Origin of the sequence: Pseudomonas pharyngis (assembly GCF_021602345.1) — a bacterium.
Lineage (GTDB): Bacteria > Pseudomonadota > Gammaproteobacteria > Pseudomonadales > Pseudomonadaceae > Aquipseudomonas > Aquipseudomonas pharyngis.
In genome coordinates this window covers 122,447-139,601 of record NZ_BQID01000007.1, presented here as the reverse complement: position 1 = coordinate 139,601, position 17,155 = coordinate 122,447, and the positions used below count along the sequence as shown (strand labels likewise).

General features: G+C 61.2%; 15 protein-coding genes. 7 read left to right on the top strand and 8 right to left on the bottom strand.

Annotation, left to right across the window (positions count from 1 at the left end; genetic code table 11):
- The first annotated feature begins 63 nt into the window (after positions 1-63).
- A complete protein-coding gene (locus tag L6D74_RS16090) occupies positions 64-966 on the top strand; it encodes a DMT family transporter (protein WP_064593500.1) in 903 nt (300 codons plus the stop codon).
- 28 nt (positions 967-994) lie between these two features.
- On the opposite strand, the gene L6D74_RS16085 is transcribed toward L6D74_RS16090, so the two are convergent.
- The 4 genes from L6D74_RS16085 to L6D74_RS16070 all read right to left on the bottom strand — a co-directional run bounded on the left by L6D74_RS16085 (position 995) and on the right by L6D74_RS16070 (position 4,874).
- The gene (locus tag L6D74_RS16085) at positions 995-1,504 is read right to left on the bottom strand and encodes a DUF2165 family protein (RefSeq protein ID WP_082934356.1); all 510 of its coding nucleotides are present in this window, start codon (positions 1,502-1,504) and stop codon (positions 995-997) included.
- Between the two features lie 152 nt (positions 1,505-1,656).
- On the bottom strand, positions 1,657-2,631 hold the full coding sequence (locus L6D74_RS16080; RefSeq protein WP_236189767.1) for a 2-hydroxyacid dehydrogenase: 975 nt from the start codon (positions 2,629-2,631) through the stop codon (positions 1,657-1,659).
- 582 nt (positions 2,632-3,213) lie between these two features.
- Positions 3,214-3,588 (bottom strand): DUF6124 family protein, encoded by a 375-nt coding sequence (locus L6D74_RS16075; RefSeq protein ID WP_236189766.1) that lies wholly within the window; start codon positions 3,586-3,588, stop codon positions 3,214-3,216.
- Between the two features lie 317 nt (positions 3,589-3,905).
- Positions 3,906-4,874, bottom strand: coding sequence for a LysR family transcriptional regulator (locus L6D74_RS16070; protein ID WP_039769420.1), 969 nt, complete (start codon positions 4,872-4,874; stop codon positions 3,906-3,908).
- Positions 4,875-5,057: 183 nt separating this feature from the next.
- Between L6D74_RS16070 and L6D74_RS16065 the strand changes: the two genes are divergently transcribed.
- From L6D74_RS16065 to L6D74_RS16050, 4 genes are all read left to right on the top strand, one after another.
- On the top strand, positions 5,058-6,557 hold the full coding sequence (locus tag L6D74_RS16065) for an efflux transporter outer membrane subunit (protein WP_236189765.1): 1,500 nt from the start codon (positions 5,058-5,060) through the stop codon (positions 6,555-6,557).
- Positions 6,558-6,696: 139 nt separating this feature from the next.
- Positions 6,697-8,889 carry an FUSC family protein gene (locus L6D74_RS16060; RefSeq protein ID WP_236189764.1) on the top strand — a complete coding sequence of 731 codons (2,193 nt, stop codon included), beginning with the start codon at positions 6,697-6,699 and terminating at the stop codon, positions 8,887-8,889.
- The gene (locus L6D74_RS16055) at positions 8,879-9,079 is read left to right on the top strand and encodes a DUF1656 domain-containing protein (RefSeq protein WP_003221811.1); all 201 of its coding nucleotides are present in this window, start codon (positions 8,879-8,881) and stop codon (positions 9,077-9,079) included. Before L6D74_RS16060 ends, L6D74_RS16055 begins: the two co-directional genes overlap by 11 nt.
- Before the next feature lie 10 nt (positions 9,080-9,089).
- Positions 9,090-9,956 carry an efflux RND transporter periplasmic adaptor subunit gene (locus L6D74_RS16050; protein WP_085611394.1) on the top strand — a complete coding sequence of 289 codons (867 nt, stop codon included), beginning with the start codon at positions 9,090-9,092 and terminating at the stop codon, positions 9,954-9,956.
- Positions 9,957-10,086: 130 nt separating this feature from the next.
- Here L6D74_RS16050 and L6D74_RS16045 read toward each other — a convergent pair whose 3' ends face one another.
- Together L6D74_RS16045 and L6D74_RS16040 are read right to left on the bottom strand one after the other, a co-directional pair.
- Positions 10,087-10,485, bottom strand: coding sequence for a DUF4440 domain-containing protein (locus L6D74_RS16045; protein ID WP_085611395.1), 399 nt, complete (start codon positions 10,483-10,485; stop codon positions 10,087-10,089).
- Complete coding sequence (locus tag L6D74_RS16040) at positions 10,482-11,852, bottom strand: MFS transporter (RefSeq protein WP_236189763.1); 1,371 nt, start codon at positions 11,850-11,852, stop codon at positions 10,482-10,484. The genes L6D74_RS16045 and L6D74_RS16040 overlap by 4 nt, the downstream gene beginning before the upstream one ends.
- 109 nt (positions 11,853-11,961) lie before the next feature.
- Between L6D74_RS16040 and L6D74_RS16035 the strand changes: the two genes are divergently transcribed.
- Entirely contained in the window at positions 11,962-12,843 is an 882-nt protein-coding gene (locus L6D74_RS16035) for a LysR family transcriptional regulator (protein ID WP_236189762.1), read from the top strand.
- 100 nt (positions 12,844-12,943) lie between these two features.
- Here the strand turns inward: L6D74_RS16035 and L6D74_RS16030 are convergent, their stop codons facing one another.
- Entirely contained in the window at positions 12,944-13,768 is an 825-nt protein-coding gene (locus L6D74_RS16030) for an SDR family oxidoreductase (RefSeq protein ID WP_236189760.1), read from the bottom strand.
- Positions 13,769-13,803: 35 nt separating this feature from the next.
- Positions 13,804-14,268 (bottom strand): multidrug transporter, encoded by a 465-nt coding sequence (locus L6D74_RS16025; RefSeq protein ID WP_236189759.1) that lies wholly within the window; start codon positions 14,266-14,268, stop codon positions 13,804-13,806.
- Between the two features lie 181 nt (positions 14,269-14,449).
- On the opposite strand from L6D74_RS16025, the gene L6D74_RS16020 reads away from it, so the two are divergent.
- On the top strand, positions 14,450-17,140 hold the full coding sequence (locus L6D74_RS16020; RefSeq protein WP_236189757.1) for an RHS repeat domain-containing protein: 2,691 nt from the start codon (positions 14,450-14,452) through the stop codon (positions 17,138-17,140).
- The last annotated feature ends 15 nt before the right edge of the window (positions 17,141-17,155 follow it).

The following is a 17,155-nucleotide window of genomic DNA, read 5'->3' as shown; positions in this document are numbered from 1 at the left end:
GTTTATGCAAGCGAGGGATGAAGGCGCAGGCGGACACTGAAACCCAATCGAGGAGTGTCTGCCATGAACCTGTCGTTGTATTTGTTGACCGTGCTGATCTGGGGCACCACCTGGATAGCCTTGAAGTGGCAACTGGGCGTGGTGGCGATTCCGGTGTCGATCGTCTATCGCTTCGGTCTCGCGGCGCTGGTGTTGTTTGCGCTGTTGCTGCTCAGCCGTCGGCTGCAACCGATGAACCGGCGCGGGCATCTGATCTGTGTGGCGCAGGGGTTGTGCCTGTTCTGCGTCAACTTCATGTGTTTCCTGACTGCCAGCCAATGGATCCCCAGCGGTCTGGTGGCGGTGGTGTTTTCCACGGCGACGTTGTGGAACGCGCTGAATGCGCGGGTGTTCTTCGGCCAACGCATCGCGCGCAATGTGCTGATGGGCGGGGCGCTGGGGCTGTCTGGCCTGGGCCTGTTGTTCTGGCCGGAGCTGGCCGGGCATCACGCCAGTCCGCAAACCCTGCTCGGCCTGGGTCTGGCACTCTGCGGCACCTTGTGCTTCTCGGCGGGCAACATGCTCTCGAGCCTGCAACAGAAGGCCGGTCTCAAGCCACTGACCACCAATGCCTGGGGCATGGCCTACGGTGCGGCGATGCTCTCGGTGTGGTGCTTGGTCAAGGGCATTCCATTCGAGATGGAGTGGACGTCGCGCTACATTGGCGCGCTTCTATATCTGGTGATTCCGGGATCGGTGATCGGCTTCACCGCCTACTTGACGTTGGTCGGCCGCATGGGCCCGGAGCGCGCCGCCTACTGCACGGTGCTGTTCCCGGTGGTGGCGCTGAATGTCTCGGCCTTCGCCGAAGGCTATCAATGGACGGCACCGGCATTGGCGGGGCTGGTATTGGTGATGCTGGGGAATGTGCTGGTGTTTCGTAAACCCGAAGTTGCGGTTGTGGCGAAGCATGGAAAGTTGGCCTGAGATTGATTGAATCTTGAGCGTTGATTATTCAACGCTCGTTTTTCAATGTTATGAAAATCAGTACCGGTAACATGAAATCGACAATGTGCCGTGCCCAGTCTTTCGCATTCCATACTTGTGAAGTGTCCATGTCGAACCATTCAACGCCGATGGTTTGCAGGCAAACATAATAGGTGAAGATCGCAATCAGCAAGCCAATGATCGAGAACCTTTTTGCCTCGTGAAAGACAGCCGCGGACTCGTTGACTTTGCGGTAGAGATAATAAGTACCGAGCAGGCAATAAGCGGTGTAGATCGCTTCCGTGGTGATGATGAACCAATAGATCCGGTGGTGCATCATCGGCGATTCAATCGCCCTGTAACGTATGTTCTCGTTGATCTGTGTCGTATCCATGCTCAGGATGTGTCCGACGTACTCATAGTTTGCCGAGTAGTCGGTCACGTTTCCGTACATCACCAGTAGTCCAAAGAAGCTGATGTAAGCCATCAGGCAGACTTTGCTGTAACGGATTAATTGATCGGTATTGGAAATTCTCACGGTTACTATTCTCCGGTGTGTTTATCTTTGTATTGGATAAAGCCGGGAAAGTTTATAGCGGGATGGTTTATTTCGTTGGCGTGTTGATTTGCAAAGTATGTATTGGCTGAAAGTTGAACGGGCAAGCACTTTACAGTACTTGCCCGATTTGTTTATCCGCGCCAGACCTGCGGGTTCACCAGATCCTGCGGACGCTCGCCGAGCAGGGCACTGCGCAGGTTGGCCAGGGCACGATTGGCCATAGCTTCGCGGGTTTCGTGAGTGGCCGAGCCGATGTGCGGCAGGGTCACGGCGTTTTTCAGCTGAAACAGCGGTGATTCGGCCAGCGGTTCCTTCTCGTAAACGTCCAGACCGGCACCGCGAATCCGGTTGTTCTGCAATGCCTCGATCAGTGCCGGCTCGTCGACGACCGGGCCACGGGAGATGTTCACCAGAATCGCATCCGGCTTCATCAGCGCCAGTTCGCGGTGGCTGATCAGGTGGCGGGTCTTGTCGCTGAGCGGCACCACCAGACAAACGAAGTCGGCCTCGGCCAGCAGTTGGTCAAGGCTGCGAAATTGTGCACCGAGTTGCTGTTCGAGTTCGGTCTTGCGGCTGTTGCCGCTGTAGAGGATCGGCATGTTGAAGCCGAAGCGGCCGCGACGGGCGACGGCAGCGCCGATGTTGCCCATGCCGACGATGCCCAGGGTCTTGCCGTGCACGTCGCAACCGAACAGCGGTGCGCCGACGCTGGCCTGCCATTGGCCTGCCTTGGTCCAGGCGTCGAGTTCGGCGACGCGGCGGGCGCTGCTCATGATCAGCGCGAAGGCCAGGTCCGCAGTGCTTTCGGTGAGCACGTCAGGGGTGTTGGTGAGCATGATCCCGCGTTCGTTGAAATAGGCGAGGTCGTAGTTGTCGTAGCCGACGGAGACGCTGGAGACCACCTCGAGTTTGGCGGCGTTTTCCAGTTGGGCCTTGCCGAGTTTGCGACCGACGCCGATCAGGCCGTGGGCGTGGGGCAGGGCTTCGTTGAACTGGGCGTTGATGTCGCCGTTTTTCGGGTTGGGGACGATGACGTCGAACTCTTGTTGCAGGCGTTCGATCATTGGGGGGGTGATGCGGCTGAAGGCCAGGACTGTTTTTTTCATTGGCATTGGGCTCGGCTGTTCTGGGTTGCCAAGCAAGCTAACATTCTTCGCCAGGTTTGGCTTGTCCTTGGCGGCCTCTGGGCCGACCAGGTTCTTGGGGTTTTGGGTGAATATCCGTTGCTTCGGGGGTTGCGGCTGGCGGTTTCGCTTTTACAGCGAGTCACTTTGGCAAACGCCGGAATGCCGGCCCAGCCCAAAGTAACCAAAACGCTGGGCCCCGGCGTTCGGCACCTCGCTTTGGCTCGGTGTTCCTTCGTTCCGAGATTCATCCGGGGGCATCGCCTACGGTTTGCTTCGCTGCACCTCCTCTCGATGTGTTTGGCTTCGCCAAACGGTCGCTGCGCTCCCACCCCCGGATAAATCCCTCCACTCAGCCTTCCGATGGGGCCGGTACGTCAAAAGCCTTACTCGAGCTAACGCTCATCGTTTTGAGTGGTGAGAAGCGAACAGCGAACTTGAGCTAACGCTCATCGTTTGATCGTTCCCACGCTCTGCGTGGGAATGCAGCCCGGGACGCTCTGCGTCCCATCCTAGCTGCCAGCGAATGCGGTTGTCGCTGGCAGGTCGGTTGGTCAGAGCGGTTTAGTTGTGTGTGGGATGACGTTGTACTTCGACGTTATCCAGCACGCGGTTCACGGCGAGTTCGGCGAGCATGATGACTTGTTGAATGCCCAGAATCCGGTGTCGCTGTGGTGAGTCGACATAGGCTGCCACGTCACTGGCCATGACGCTGGCCGAGGCCAGGGATTCGCAGGCGTGGGCCAGCAGGCTTTCGTCGTCCATGTCCGGTGAAATCTGGAACATTTCGCTCGGTTTGCGGCCGGGGTATTTTTTTGGGGGAGGGTTCAGGTAGTGGTCGAGCGCGCGTTCGGCGGCGTCGTGGAGTTTGTTTGAATCGGCGGATTCGTAGGGCGAGGTGTCGTTGGTTTCGGGGGGATTCGGAGTAAGTTTTTTCATGGCATAGATCCTTAAGTCTTGGAGGAGCTGCCATTTTTCGTTTTCCAGGCGAAAGAGGTGGCAGCTGTACGCGGACTGGAAAAACCGGAAAGGATCAAACCCGGCAGACCCGAAGGTCTCCCACGTACAGCTACCATAACGTCGCGAAAAAACGCCGCATTATGTCATGGGCTGTGATCCTGAACTTCGGGTTTTCCAGACCCGGCCGCTGATGCGTCAGCGACCCCCAAAAGCCTATCCACCTCGTTTCCGAGGGACAACCGACGCGACTTGTCGGAAACGTCCCCCCAAATCACCCCGTCTGTAGGACGGTAAACTCAGTTCGCGAGCCTGGCTCCACCCAGACTCCCACTCATCTCATAAGCCGCCAGTTCCGCCTGATGCCCCGCCAATATTTCTGGCAACGACCCACGCAGGTACTCGACCCAGGTCTTGATCTTCGCATCCAGGTACTGCCGCGACGGGTAGATCGCATACAGGTTCAGTTCCTGCGAGCGGTAGTTCGGCATCACCCGCACCAACGAGCCGTTGCGCAAGCCTTCAATCGCGGCGTACACCGGCAACACGCCGACGCCCATCCCACTGGTGATCGCGCTTTTCATCGCGTCGGCGGAGTTCACCAGGAAGGGCGAGCTGTTGATAGTGACCACTTCCTGACCGTCAGGACCATCGAAGGCCCATTTTTCCAGGGGGATCACCGGGCTCACCAGGCGCAGGCAGGCGTGGTTCAGCAGGTCGCTGGGTTTTTGTGCGCAGCCGTTGGCTTTCACGTAGGCCGGGGAGGCGCAGACGATGCTGTAGGTGATGCCCAGGCGTTGCGAGACGAAGCCCGAGTCCGGCAGCTCGCGAGCCAGGACGATGGACACGTCGTAGCCTTCGTCGAGCAGGTCCGGCACGCGGTTGGCCATGGTCAGGTCGAAGGTCACGTCGGGGTGGGTCTTGCGATAGCGGGCGATGGCGTCGATCACGAAGTGCTGGCCGATGCCGGTCATGGTGTGCACTTTCAATTGTCCGGCCGGGCGGGCGTGGGCTTCGCTGGCTTCGGCTTCGGCCTCTTCGACGTAGGCGAGGATCTGCTCGCAGCGCAGCAGGTAGCGCTTGCCGGCTTCCGTGAGCGCGATGCGGCGGGTCGTGCGGTTAAGCAGGCGGGTTTGCAGGTGGGCCTCAAGGTTGGAGACCGCGCGCGAGACGTTGGCAGTGGTGGTGTCGAGCTGCACGGCGGCGGCGGTGAAGCTGCCGGCTTCCGCTACACAACTGAAGGCGCGCATGTTTTGCAAAGTGTCCATGGGGTGCTCTCAAGGGAGATGGCAAATTGTGACACGAAGTTTCAGGGTCTGAGACCCCCGACCAAGGGATTATCTCGTTAACGGTAACAAAGATTCACAGGATTCCCAGCTTATCGCCGTCATGGCGCCCCCCTAGAATTGCGCCCACCTCGAAACATCCCCCCACCTCAGGAATTCGCAGCAGTGCCGCGTCGCATCAACAGAGCGCTTTTGCCGCTCAGTGTTCTGGCTTTTTCGTTAGGTCTTGGCGGCTGCATCGGAACCGGAGGGATTGCCCCGAAGGGCAAGGCTCTGGAGGCCAATGAACTGGCCACCGACGAGGCCATCGCCCACGCCGCCCGTGACGCAAACTGGCCCACCGCCCAATGGTGGCAAGCCTACGGTGACCCGCAACTCAACCATTGGATCGACCTCGCCTTGCAGGGCAGCCCGACCCTGGCCATGGCCGCCGCGCGCGTGCGTCAGGCCCGGTCCATGGCCGGTGTCGCCGAGGCCGCCGAGTCGTTGCAGATCAATGGCGAGTCGACCCTCAAGCGCCACAACTGGCCGACCGACCAGTTCTACGGCCCCGGTGAGCTGGCCAACAGCACCACCTGGGACAACAACGCCGCGCTGGGTTTCAGTTACGCCCTCGACCTCTGGGGGCGTGAAAGCAACAGCACCGAGCGTGCGGTGGATCTGGCGCACATGAGCGCGGCCGAGGCGCGTCAGGCGCAGCTCGAATTGCAGAACAACATCGTGCGCGCCTACATCGAGCTGTCGCTGCATTACGCTCAGCGCGACATCGTCGCGGCGACGCTCAAACAGCAACAGCAGATTCTCGAGCTGGCGCAGAAACGCCTGGACGGCGGGATCGGCACCCACTTCGAAGTCAGCCAGGCCGAAACCCCGCTGCCGGAAACCCATCGGCAACTGGATGCGCTGGACGAAGAAATCGCCCTGAGCCGCAACCAGATCGCCGCACTGGCCGGCAAGGGGCCGGGCGCCGGCGCGCAATTGCAGCGGCCGACCCTGTCCCTTGGCGCGGCGCTCAAACTGCCGTCGGCACTGCCCGCCGAACTGCTCGGCCAGCGTCCGGACGTGGTCGCCAGTCGCTGGCAAGTGGCGGCGCAGGCGCGCGGAATCGATGTCGCGCATGCCGGGTTCTACCCCAACGTCGATCTGGTCGGCAGCCTCGGCTACATGGCCACCGGCGGCGGGGCGCTGGAGTTCCTGACCGGCAAGAAGCTCAACTACAACGTCGGCCCGGCGATCTCGCTGCCGATCTTTGACGGCGGGCGACTGCGTGCGGAGCTTGGCGAAGCGTCGGCGGGTTATGACATCGCCGTCGCGCATTACAACCAGACCCTGGTCAATGCGCTGAAGAACATCTCGGACCAGTTGATCCGCCGCGAGTCGATGGACAAGCAGCAGACATTCGCCGCCGAATCCGTGGCCACGGCGCAGAAGACTTACGACATCGCGATGATCGCCTACCAGCGCGGGCTCACCGATTACCTCAACGTGCTCAATGCGCAGACCTTGCTGTTCAAACAGCAGCAGGTTCAGCAGCAAGTGCAGGCGGCGCGATTGAGTGCCCACGCAGAACTGGTGACGGCATTGGGCGGTGGCCTTGGCGCGGGTAAAGACGTGCCGACGGCACAACAAACCCAGGCACCGAAAACCCCGGCCCTCCTGCGTTGAACACACAACCCCTGGGGGAGCGGGCTTGCTCGCGAAGAGGGAGTGTCAGGCAGCCCATGTGTTGTCTGACACAGCGCATTCGCGAGCAAGCCCGCTCCCACAGTTTCTACGTTTCGACTGAATTTTTGAGCACGACCAAATGACTCCCTTGCCCGCACCTTTACGCTGGCTCTACTCCCTGGAATGGCGCCGGGGCTTATTCGACTGGGCGCGCAGCGACGGCGTGACCTGGGTCTACATCTTCAAGGTGTTGATCGCCGCATTCCTGACCCTGTGGCTGGCGATGCGTCTGGAACTGCCGCAGCCGCGCACGGCGATGATCACCGTGTTCATCGTCATGCAGCCGCAGAGTGGCCAGGTGTTCGCCAAGAGTTTCTACCGTTTTCTCGGCACCCTGGCCGGGTCGGCAATGATGGTCACGCTGATTTCACTGTTCGCCCAGAACACTGAACTGTTCCTCGGCTCGCTGGCGATCTGGGTCGGCATCTGCTCGGCCGGGGCCGCCCGTTGCCGTAACTTCCGCGCCTACGGTTTCGTGCTGGCCGGGTACACAGCGGCGATGGTCGGCCTGCCGGCGCTCGCTCATCCTGACGGCGCGTTCATGGCGGCGGTGTGGCGAGTGCTGGAAATCTCGCTGGGGATTCTCTGCTCGACCCTGGTCAGCGCCGCGATCCTGCCGCAGACCGCCAGTGCCGCGATGCGCAACGCCTTGTATCAGCGCTTCGGTGTGTTCGCCCTGTTCGTCACCGACGGCCTGCGCGGGCGCAGCAAACCGGAGGCGTTCGAGGCCAGCAACGTGCGCTTCATCGCCGAAGCGGTGGGGCTGGAAGGGCTGCGCAGTGTGACCGTGTTCGAAGACCCGCACATGCGTCGGCGCAACGGTCGGCTCAGTCGCCTGAACAGCGAGTTCATGGGCATCACCACCCGTTTCAACGCCTTGCACCAGTTGCTCGAACGCCTGCGCAACAACGGTGCCGATCATGTGGAAGCGGCGATCAAACCGGGCCTGCAGGATCTGGCCGAAGTGCTCGACGGCTTCAGCGGCCGCGCCCTGACCAGCCCGGACGCGGCGCGTCTGGTGCTGGCGCTGGCGGCGTACAAGGAAGGCTTGCCGGCGCGGGTGCGCAGCCTGCGGGCGATCTTCCAGGAGAGTGAACCGAGCGAAGCCGAGCAACTGGATTTCCACACCGCATATGAGTTGCTCTATCGCTTCGTCGATGACCTGCACAGTTATGCACAGACCCACGCCTCGCTCGCCGATCACCGCCACGAACGCGAGCGCTGGGACGAGCCGTTCACCCCGCAAACCAGTTGGTGGGCTGCAGCAGCTTCGGGGATTCGCGCCACGTTCATCCTGATCGTGCTTGGCAGTTACTGGGTCGCTACTGCGTGGCCGAGCGGCGCGACCATGACCCTGATCGCCGCGGCCACCGTGGGTCTGTCCGCCGCCACACCGAATCCGAAACGCATGGCGTTCCAGATGGCCTGCGGCACGTTCCTCGGGGCGTTGATCGGCTTCGTCGAGATGTTTTTCATCTTCCCGTGGATCGATGGCTTCCCGCTGCTGTGCGTGATGCTCGCGCCGGTGATCGTGCTCGGCTCGTTCCTCGCATCGCGGCCGCAATACGCCGGCGTCGGCCTCGGGCTGCTGATTTTTTTCAGCACCGGTTCGGTGCCGGACAACCTGACGATCTACAACCCCTACACCTTCATCAACGACTACATCGCCATGGTCATGGGCATGCTGGTCTGCGCAGCGGCGGGCGCGATCATTCTGCCGCCGAACAGCCGCTGGTTGTGGCAGCGCCTGGAGCAGGATCTGCGCGGGCAAGTGGTGTACGCGATCAGCGGCAAGCTCAAAGGCCTGGCGTCGAGTTTCGAAAGCCGTACCCGCGACCTGATGCATCAGGCTTATGGGCTGGCGGCCGGTCAGCCGCTGGTGCAGAAAAACCTGCTGCGCTGGATGTTCGTGGTGCTGGAAGTCGGCCACGCGATCATCGAGTTGCGCAAGGAACAGGCGATCCTGCCGGTGCACCCGGCGTATGCCGAATCCCAGCCGTGGCGCCAGGCAATCCGGGTCATGGGGCGCTCGCTGGTGCGGCTGTTCCTGCAGCCGAATTCGAGCAATCTGGAGCGCGCACTGGTCGCGGTCGATCACGCGATCAGCCGGGTCGCCGCCACCGATGAGCCGTTCGCCCCGCACTTCGATACCTCGGCACTGCGGCGGGTGAAAAGCTACCTGCACTTCATCCGCACCTCGCTGCTCGACCCGCAATCGCCCCTTGCTGCCTACGCCATCGCCAAGCCCGAAGGACTTGCCCATGCCTCGTGAAATCGCCTTCCACGGCGTGTACATGCCGACCATGACCCTGATGTTTTTCGTCGCTGCGGCACTGGCCTGGGCGCTGGACCGGTTTCTGTCGGGGTTCGATCTGTACCGCTTCTTCTGGCACCCGGCGCTGCTGCGCCTGAGCCTGTTTACCTGTCTGTTCGGCGCGATGGCGCTGACTGTCTACCGTTGAGAACGCTCTGATGAAAAAGTTTTTCAGCCTGCTCGCGACCCTGCTGGTGCTGGCCCTGGCGCTGTGGATCGGCCGCACGTTGTGGGAGCACTACATGAACACCCCGTGGACCCGCGACGGCCGAGTGCGCGCCGACATCATCAACGTCGCCGCCGACGTCACCGGTGAAGTGGTCGACGTGCCGGTGCGCGACAACCAGTTGGTGAAGAAAGGTGATCTGCTGATGCAGATCGACCCCGAGCACTATCGCCTGGCGGTGAAACAGGCGCAGTCGCTGGTCGCTTCGCGCAAGGCCACGTGGGAGATGCGCAAGGTCAACGCCCATCGCCGCGCCGACCTCGACAACCTGGTGATCTCCAAGGAAAACCGCGACGACGCCAGCAACATCGCCGACTCGGCGCTGGCCGATTACCAACAGGCTCAGGCGCAACTGGAAGCTGCCGAACTCAACCTCAAACGCACCGAAGTGCGCGCGGCGGTGGACGGCTACGTGACCAACCTCAACGTCCATCGCGGCGATTACGCGCGCATCGGCGAAGCGAAAATGGCCGTGGTCGACATGAACTCGTTCTGGGTCTACGGCTTCTTCGAAGAAACCAAACTGCCTCACGTGCGCGTTGGCGACAAAGCCGACATGCAGCTGATGAGCGGCGAAGTCCTCAAGGGCCACGTGGAAAGTATTTCCCGTGGCATCTACGACCGCGACAACCCGGAAAGCCGCGAGCTGATCGCCGATGTGAACCCGACCTTCAACTGGGTGCGCCTGGCGCAACGGGTGCCGGTGCGGATTCACATCGATGAAGTGCCAGAGGGTGTGCTGCTGGCGGCGGGGATCACTTGCACCGTGGTGGTGAAGCAGGACGCTGTGGATAACTGACAGACCGATTCGCTGCAAATCGCGAGCAGGCTCGCTCCCACACTGGATCTGTGCCGCACTGAAGATCCCATGTGGGAGCGAGCCTGCTCGCGATTGGGACGACTCAATTTCACGAGCAAATACTCAGCATCTACTCGCTGCAAAACGTCTCGTGCAGATGCCGCCAGATCACCCGTCCGGATTCGGTTTTTTCAAACACCACGGTCGAGCGCCGATCCGTGTGCAACCCGCCTGCATCGGTCTGCTGTTCGCGGTAACTCACCGTCGCACCCCCTTCATGCAAGGCAATCCCCGTAAGTTCGCCGAGTTCGATGCGGAACCCGCTCTTCTTCCCGCCCGCCATTTGAAACAACGCACGCAAGGCTTCGGAATCCAGCACGCGTCCCAGTGGCGTCACCATGGAGAACCGTGGCGAAAAACGCGTCAGCAATCGCTCCAGCGCTGCCTCGTCTTCTTCCACCGCAAACCATCGCTCGATGGCCTCATGGGCCTGGATCACTTCGTCAAAATAGTCGGTGTAGTCAGTCATGTGGATTTTTCCTGAAGGTGAGGTGCGCGCAGAAGGCTGAGCACTGTCGTCGAGTCGAAACGCAGCACGGCGGCCATCGGCAGCAGTGTCAGAAACGCGGCGGCGAGAAAGCAGTATTTGAATCCGTTGACGCCCAAGGCACCCAGCAATGAACTGAGCAGCGCCGCGCCGAGGCAGAAACCAAGCTGCCGATTGATGTTCCACAGGGCGCTGGAGTGGCCCATTTTCTCCGGCGTGATGCCGACGAACGCCAGGGTCTGCGCAGTCACGCTGCACAGGCTGCCGCCCAATCCCATCAGGGCGTAGGCGAGGATCAACGGGCCGCTTGCAGGTCGGTCGATCTGCATCAGCACGACGATGCCCAGGGATTGCAGCAGCATGCCGGCGATCAGCAACGGCTTGGGGCCGGTCCGGTTGAAACAGCGTTTGCCCAGCATGATCGCCACACCCGAGGCCGCCGCCCAGGCCAGCATCAGCGCCCCGATTTGCGCCGCACTGAAGCCGAGGTCGTGCAGGTACAGCACGGCGATCATGTGAGTGCCGGTGAAGATGCCGGGCACGCACAGGTAGATCAGCATCGCCAGACGCAATGACGGGTTCTTGATCAGTTGCAGATCAAGCACCGCACCCGGTTTGTTCCAGCCATCGCGCAGGTAGATGCACATCGTCATGACGCTGAGCAGCAGGACACCGCCCGCGAGATGGCGGGTGGCCGGGGCGCTCGCCAGGCTGACGGCGATCAGCAACAGACACAGCGCGGACGCCGCCAGCAGCAGGCCGCGTGCGTCCAGTTTCGGGCGCTCACTCGCTGCCTGATCCGCTTTCAACCAGCGCAGGCCCAGACCGAAAGCGAAAAGCGCCACCGGCAGGTTCAGGTAGAAAATCCAGCGCCACGACAACGCCTCGACGACCAGACCACCCGCCGCCGGCGACAGGGCCGGCACCATCAGCGCCACGAGCAAAACCACCCCCGTGAAGTGCGCACGTTGTGTCGCCGAAAACTCTCGATAGGCCAGCGCCTGGCCCACCGGCAGCAGCAATCCACCACCCAGCCCTTGCAGCAGTCGCCAACCGATCAGGCTTTCAATCGAACCGGCCTGAGCGATGAGCCCGGAGGCGATCCCGAACAGCAGCAGCGAACCGAGAATCAGCCGTCGCTCGCCGACCCGTGCAGCCAGCCACACACTCATCGGAATGATCAGCGTCAGCCCGAGCATGTAGGCGTTGGTGATCCAGGCCAGTTGCGTCACCGAAGCGTGCAACTGCGCGGCGATGTCCGGGTAGGCGATGCTGGCGGCGAACATGTTCAGCAGGTCGAGGGCGAACCCCAACAGATACACCAGCGCAACTTTCGAGCGATAGGCCATGGCAGCTTCCCTGTGATGAGGCGTGCAGGGTAGGGCGCTGACTGCGATAGAAATACGCTGGTTTGGCTGCTAGTTTGTCAAAATTATTTTGACAGGGAGCGCTGCGGATATGGTCAGCCTGGATCGATTCGATACTTTCAAGGCCGTGGTCGAGGCCGGCTCGCTGACCGCTGCCGCTGACACGCTGGGGCAGACGCGGGCGGTGGTGAGCTTCAACCTCAAGCGGCTGGAAGAAGAGTTGGGCGTCACCCTGCTCACCCGCAACACCCGGCAATTGGCTCTGACTGATGCCGGCGAACGTTTTTATCGTCGTTGCCTGCGTACGCTGGACGAAGCGCGGCTGGCGATCGAAGAAGCACGTTCGGAACACTCGCAACTCAAGGGCACGCTGCGCATCACCACGACCGTGGAGTTCGCGCTGGCTCAGGTGGTACCGGCGCTGGAGGTGTTTCGACAGCAGCAGCCGCAACTGAATATTCACCTGTCCACGTCCTCAACTCACGCCGATCTGATCTCCGAACGGTTTGACATGGCGATCCGCCTGGGCCGCATGCACGACTCCAATCTGCGGGCGGTGCAGTTGTCGACGTTCGAGGTGTTTGCCGTCGCGGCACCGGGGCTGATTGAGCGATTTTCGCCGGTCAACACGCTGGCGGTGCTGGAGTCGATGCCGACGCTGGGGCATGGGCGAGTGCCGGAAATGACGGTCAGCGACCCCGCCGGCACCGAGCATATCTACCAGCCGAAACCGGGAACCACCGCCATCGTCGCGGACAACTCCGCGACTCTCCGTGCCTTTGCACTGACCGGGCAAGGCGTGGCGATTCTGCCGCAGTGGCTGATTCAGGAAGACCTGGATGCCGGGCGATTACAGCGTTTGCTGCCGGATTACCGTTTCGCCCGGCAAGGCGTCTACGCGCTGTACCCGGACACCCGGCACCTGCCACTGAAGGTGCGGGCGTTCATTGATTTCATGAAAGGCTGGGGCTGAGTGTTGGCTGGCCTGGCCTCTTCGCGAGCAAGCCCGCTCCCACATTTGGAATGCATTCCCCTGTGGGAGCGGGCTTGCTCGCGAAAGCGTCAACTCGGTCTCAGAGCTTTGCGCGCAAGCCAAAGCGCTTCATCAACGTCGATTCCAGCAAGCCTTTCGGCAGCAACGTCGCCAGCAACGGCAACGCCCGGCTGCCATTGCCGATGCGGATCAGGCGTGGCGGTTTGCTCTGCTGCACAGCCTTGAGCAATTCGGCGGCAAATTCGCTGGCCGGGGTCGGTTTGTCCTGGGACGCCTTGGCCCGCGCCCGGATGCCTTCACGCAACGGAAACCACGGCGATTGTTCGTTGATCAGTTGTTCGGCCTCATGCCCGGCATTCTTGGCGAAACTGGACTGGATCGCTCCGGGCTGCACTTCCATGACGCGAATCCCGAACGGCGCCAGCTCCATGCGCAACGCATCGCTCAACGCGTGCACCGCCGCTTTCGACGCGCAATAGGCGCCGGCAAACGGCGTGACCAAAACCCCTGACACACTGCCGATATTCACCACCAGACCCTTGGCCCGGCGCAGCACCGGGAACAGCGCACGGGTCACTCCGACAATCGAAAACACGTTGGTCTCGAACTGGCGCTGCATGGCCGCCACACCGCCGTCGAGCAGCGGCCCCATGGCGCCGTAACCGGCATTGTTGATCAGCACGTCGAGGCCGCCGTGTTGCTGGTTGATCCGCTCGGCGAGTTGTTCCAGCGCTGCATTGTCATTGACGTCGAGCTGCACCGCCGTGAACCCGGCCGCGCTGAGCGCCGCGACATCTTCCGCCTTGCGTGCACTGGCCCAGACCTCGTAGCCGGCGCCTTTGAATGCATCGGCGAGGGCGCGGCCGATGCCGCTGGAACAACCGGTAATCAACGCAACGGGCATGGCGCATTCCTTGTGCAAAACAGTGGGAGAGGGGATCAGTCGGAGAAACTACCCTGCAATCGCTCGGCGCGAAACTCCAGGGTTTGCGGGCGATAACCGGGACGCAGCGGGGGCATCGGCAAACAGTCTTCCCAGTTGCCGCCAGCCTGCAATTCGCCGGGGCCGCGATAGCGCGGGGCGGCGTATTGATTGTCGGCCAGGTTCACGGTGTCGCCCGGCGCATACGCGGCAATGCGCCAGCGCAGTTCGGTCAGCGGCACGTTGTTACCATTGTTCAACTTGAGCAGCAGCGGACGGTCGGCGGGGCAGTGTTCGGGGGCATAGACAATGCGCAGTTCAAGGCGCGCCAGTTGCTTGACCTCGCGGTTGTCCAGCCACACCACCCACATCGCCACCAGCCCCAGGCCCACAGCGGCGGCCATCGACACCGGCAGGGCCTTGGCCGGGTAGCGCAATAGCAGGATCAGCCAGGTGATGACCAGCAAAACGCCGATGAACATGTTCGAACACTCCTTGAACTTGTGCCTGCCATCCTACCGAAGGGGCGCGGGAATGGACATTCGCGGATTGCGCGCAGGTGCCGTTGGTCGGGACTGTCATTTCCGACAGTAGCCGAAACAGCGCTGAGCTTGCTCTGATGCCAGAGGCACACCGAATGCCGATTGCAGGGAAGCGCGCTCCATGAGCTTGCACGTCAATACGCCGAGGATGTCTGTGATCGACCCGCGCGGCTTGCCGGTGCGCACGGTCGACTATTGCCGAGACATCGAGGACGGACCGGTCGAGTCCCGGATCAACCGCACCCTGCATGACGCTGCGGGGCGTGCGCTGAAACAGTGGGACCCGCGACTTTGGCTGTCGCAAGCCGACGACCCGCTGACGCCGGCCAATCTGATGCAGGTGTTTGCTGTGGACGCCACGGTGATTCGCTCGGACAGCGTCGATGCAGGTACGCAAATCGAACTGAAGGGACTCGCTGCACAAACGATGTTCAGTTGGGACAGCCGTCAGACGCGGCGCGAGATCGAGCACGACAATTTGCTGCGCCCCGTCGCGATATTCGAAGAAGGAACAGGCGTGCCTCGGCGTTGTGTCGAGCGCCTGACCTACGGTCATCCCGGCAGCGGGGACCCGTCGCGCAACCAGTTCGGTCAGCTGATCCGCCATGACCATCCGGCCGGCAGCGTACTGTTCAACGCGTTTGCAATCAGCGGTGCATGCACCGAGGACACCCGGCACTTCACGCTGGATCCGCTGACACCCGACTGGCCGGAGCAGGAGGAGGAGCGTGCGCGGCTGCTGGAGCCAGGCGCCGGTGAGCTGTCGCGGTGGCGCCATGGTGCATTGGGGGATGTGCTGGAACAGACGGATGCCCGAGACAACCGGCATACATTCGAGCTGACCGTTGATGGCCGTTTGCGCGAACGCCGCCTTCAGTTGAAGGGGGAGCGTGAGCAGATCCTGGTCACTGACATTCGTTACAACGCGCAAGGCAATGTCACGCAGCAAACTGCCGGCAACGGTGTGCACACCACCCGGACCTATCGTCCCGAGGACGATCGTCTGTTGTGCCTGCGGACCGAAGACGCCCGCGGTCTCGTGCTGCAACACCTGATTTATGGATACGACAGGATGGGCAATGTCCTGCGGATTGAAGACAAGGCAATGCCGATCCGTTACTTCGCCAACCAGTGCATAGAGCCGGTCAGTTGCCTGGTCTACGACAGTCTTTACCAATTGATCATGGCGTTCGGGTGGGAAGCCGGGCGTACCAGTCAGGGCCCGCAATCGATGGGCCGCGTCGATCCGGCGGCGGTCAGCAACTATCAGCAGACTTATGAATATGATTCCGGCGGCAACTTGCGCAGGCTGACTCATGTCGGCGCACAAAGTCATGGGCGCAAACTGCAACCGGCGAGTTACAGCAACCGCGCTCTGCCTTACGAGCACGCACCTCCCGACGACGCTCAAATCGAAGCCGCCTACGACCGCAGAGGCAACGTGTTGCAGCTGGAGCCGGGGCGGATACTGAGCTGGAACCTGCGCAACCAACTGCAATCAGTCAGCCCGGTGGAGCGCGCTTCCGGTGCCAATGACAGCGAAACCTATCTCTACGATGGCGATCACCAGCGGGTGCGCAAGATCCGCCTGTTACAGGCCAGTGCACGCACCGTGGTTGCCGAGGTGCGCTATTTGCCCGGGTTGGAACTGCGTACCGATAACGAGAACGGTGAACGGTTGCAGGTCATCACTGCCGAGGGCGGGCTGAACAATATTCGAGTACTGCATTGGGAGATCCCTCCGCCCACGGGGACCAACGATCGATATCGATATGCGTGCTCGGATCACCTGGGGTCAGTCAGCCTGGAGTCGGACGACCGTGGCGCAATTATCAGTCAGGAAGTATTTCACCCGTTCGGTACTACGGCCTGGCAAAACGGTGAACTCAAATATAAGTACGTGCGTTACTCGGGCAAGGAGCACGATGCGACGGGGCTTTACTATTATGGCTTCCGTTACTACATCCCGTGGTTGCAACGCTGGGCCAGCACCGATCCTGCCGGCTATTCGGATGGGCTGAATATTTACCGGATGGTTCGCAACAATCCGCTCACGATGAGAGACGCGCTGGGGCTGCAAGCCGAGACCGGAACCTACGAAGCGGACGTGGGCATTCGAGTGAGATTGGCCTTCAAGCTGCTTTCCTCCCAAGCACATGTGTCCAGGCTTGACCTGGGAGGTGTGGAATACAGCAAGTCTGCTGATTTCAAACTGGTTGAAGTCGGCGAGGGCCCGGATTTTTCAGTGAGCAAGCGCGAGCTCTTGAGTCATCTGAGGATGTACCGGCGCCAGTACCGTGAGATGTACCACGACTCTATGCGGCGAGAACTGCAGAACACAAATGTCAGCGCGGAACAAAATTTTGAATTGGGAAAAGAGATCGCCGAGATCACATCCTCGTCCCTCAAGTATTCAAGCGAACCACGGGTATCGGAGGAAAAAACGGTCACCAAGCACTTCTTCGCACTGATCAATCGCGACGATGTCGAAAAAAAGGGCCAGGATAAAGTGATTTATGGCATCGCTGAGTTGAGTGTCTCGTCAACAAAGGGCGGAGAAAGCACGGTTCATGTGAGCAACGTAATTGTGCACCCACTGACGCAGCCGGGAGTGGATAAGTTCCTGGGTGAATCGGTCGAGACCACCGAGGCCATCCAACCTTTCAAATTGCGTGGTATTGGGACCTACCTGACCGTCAAGTCGTTGGCCAGGATGGTGAGCACGCACAACGTTCAGAAAGTCAGGACGGCCGCGGTCAATCCGCGATCAGCGGCTATCGCCAAAAGACTGGGAGCCAGAAAAGTGGCGTAAAAAAGCCCCCGCCCA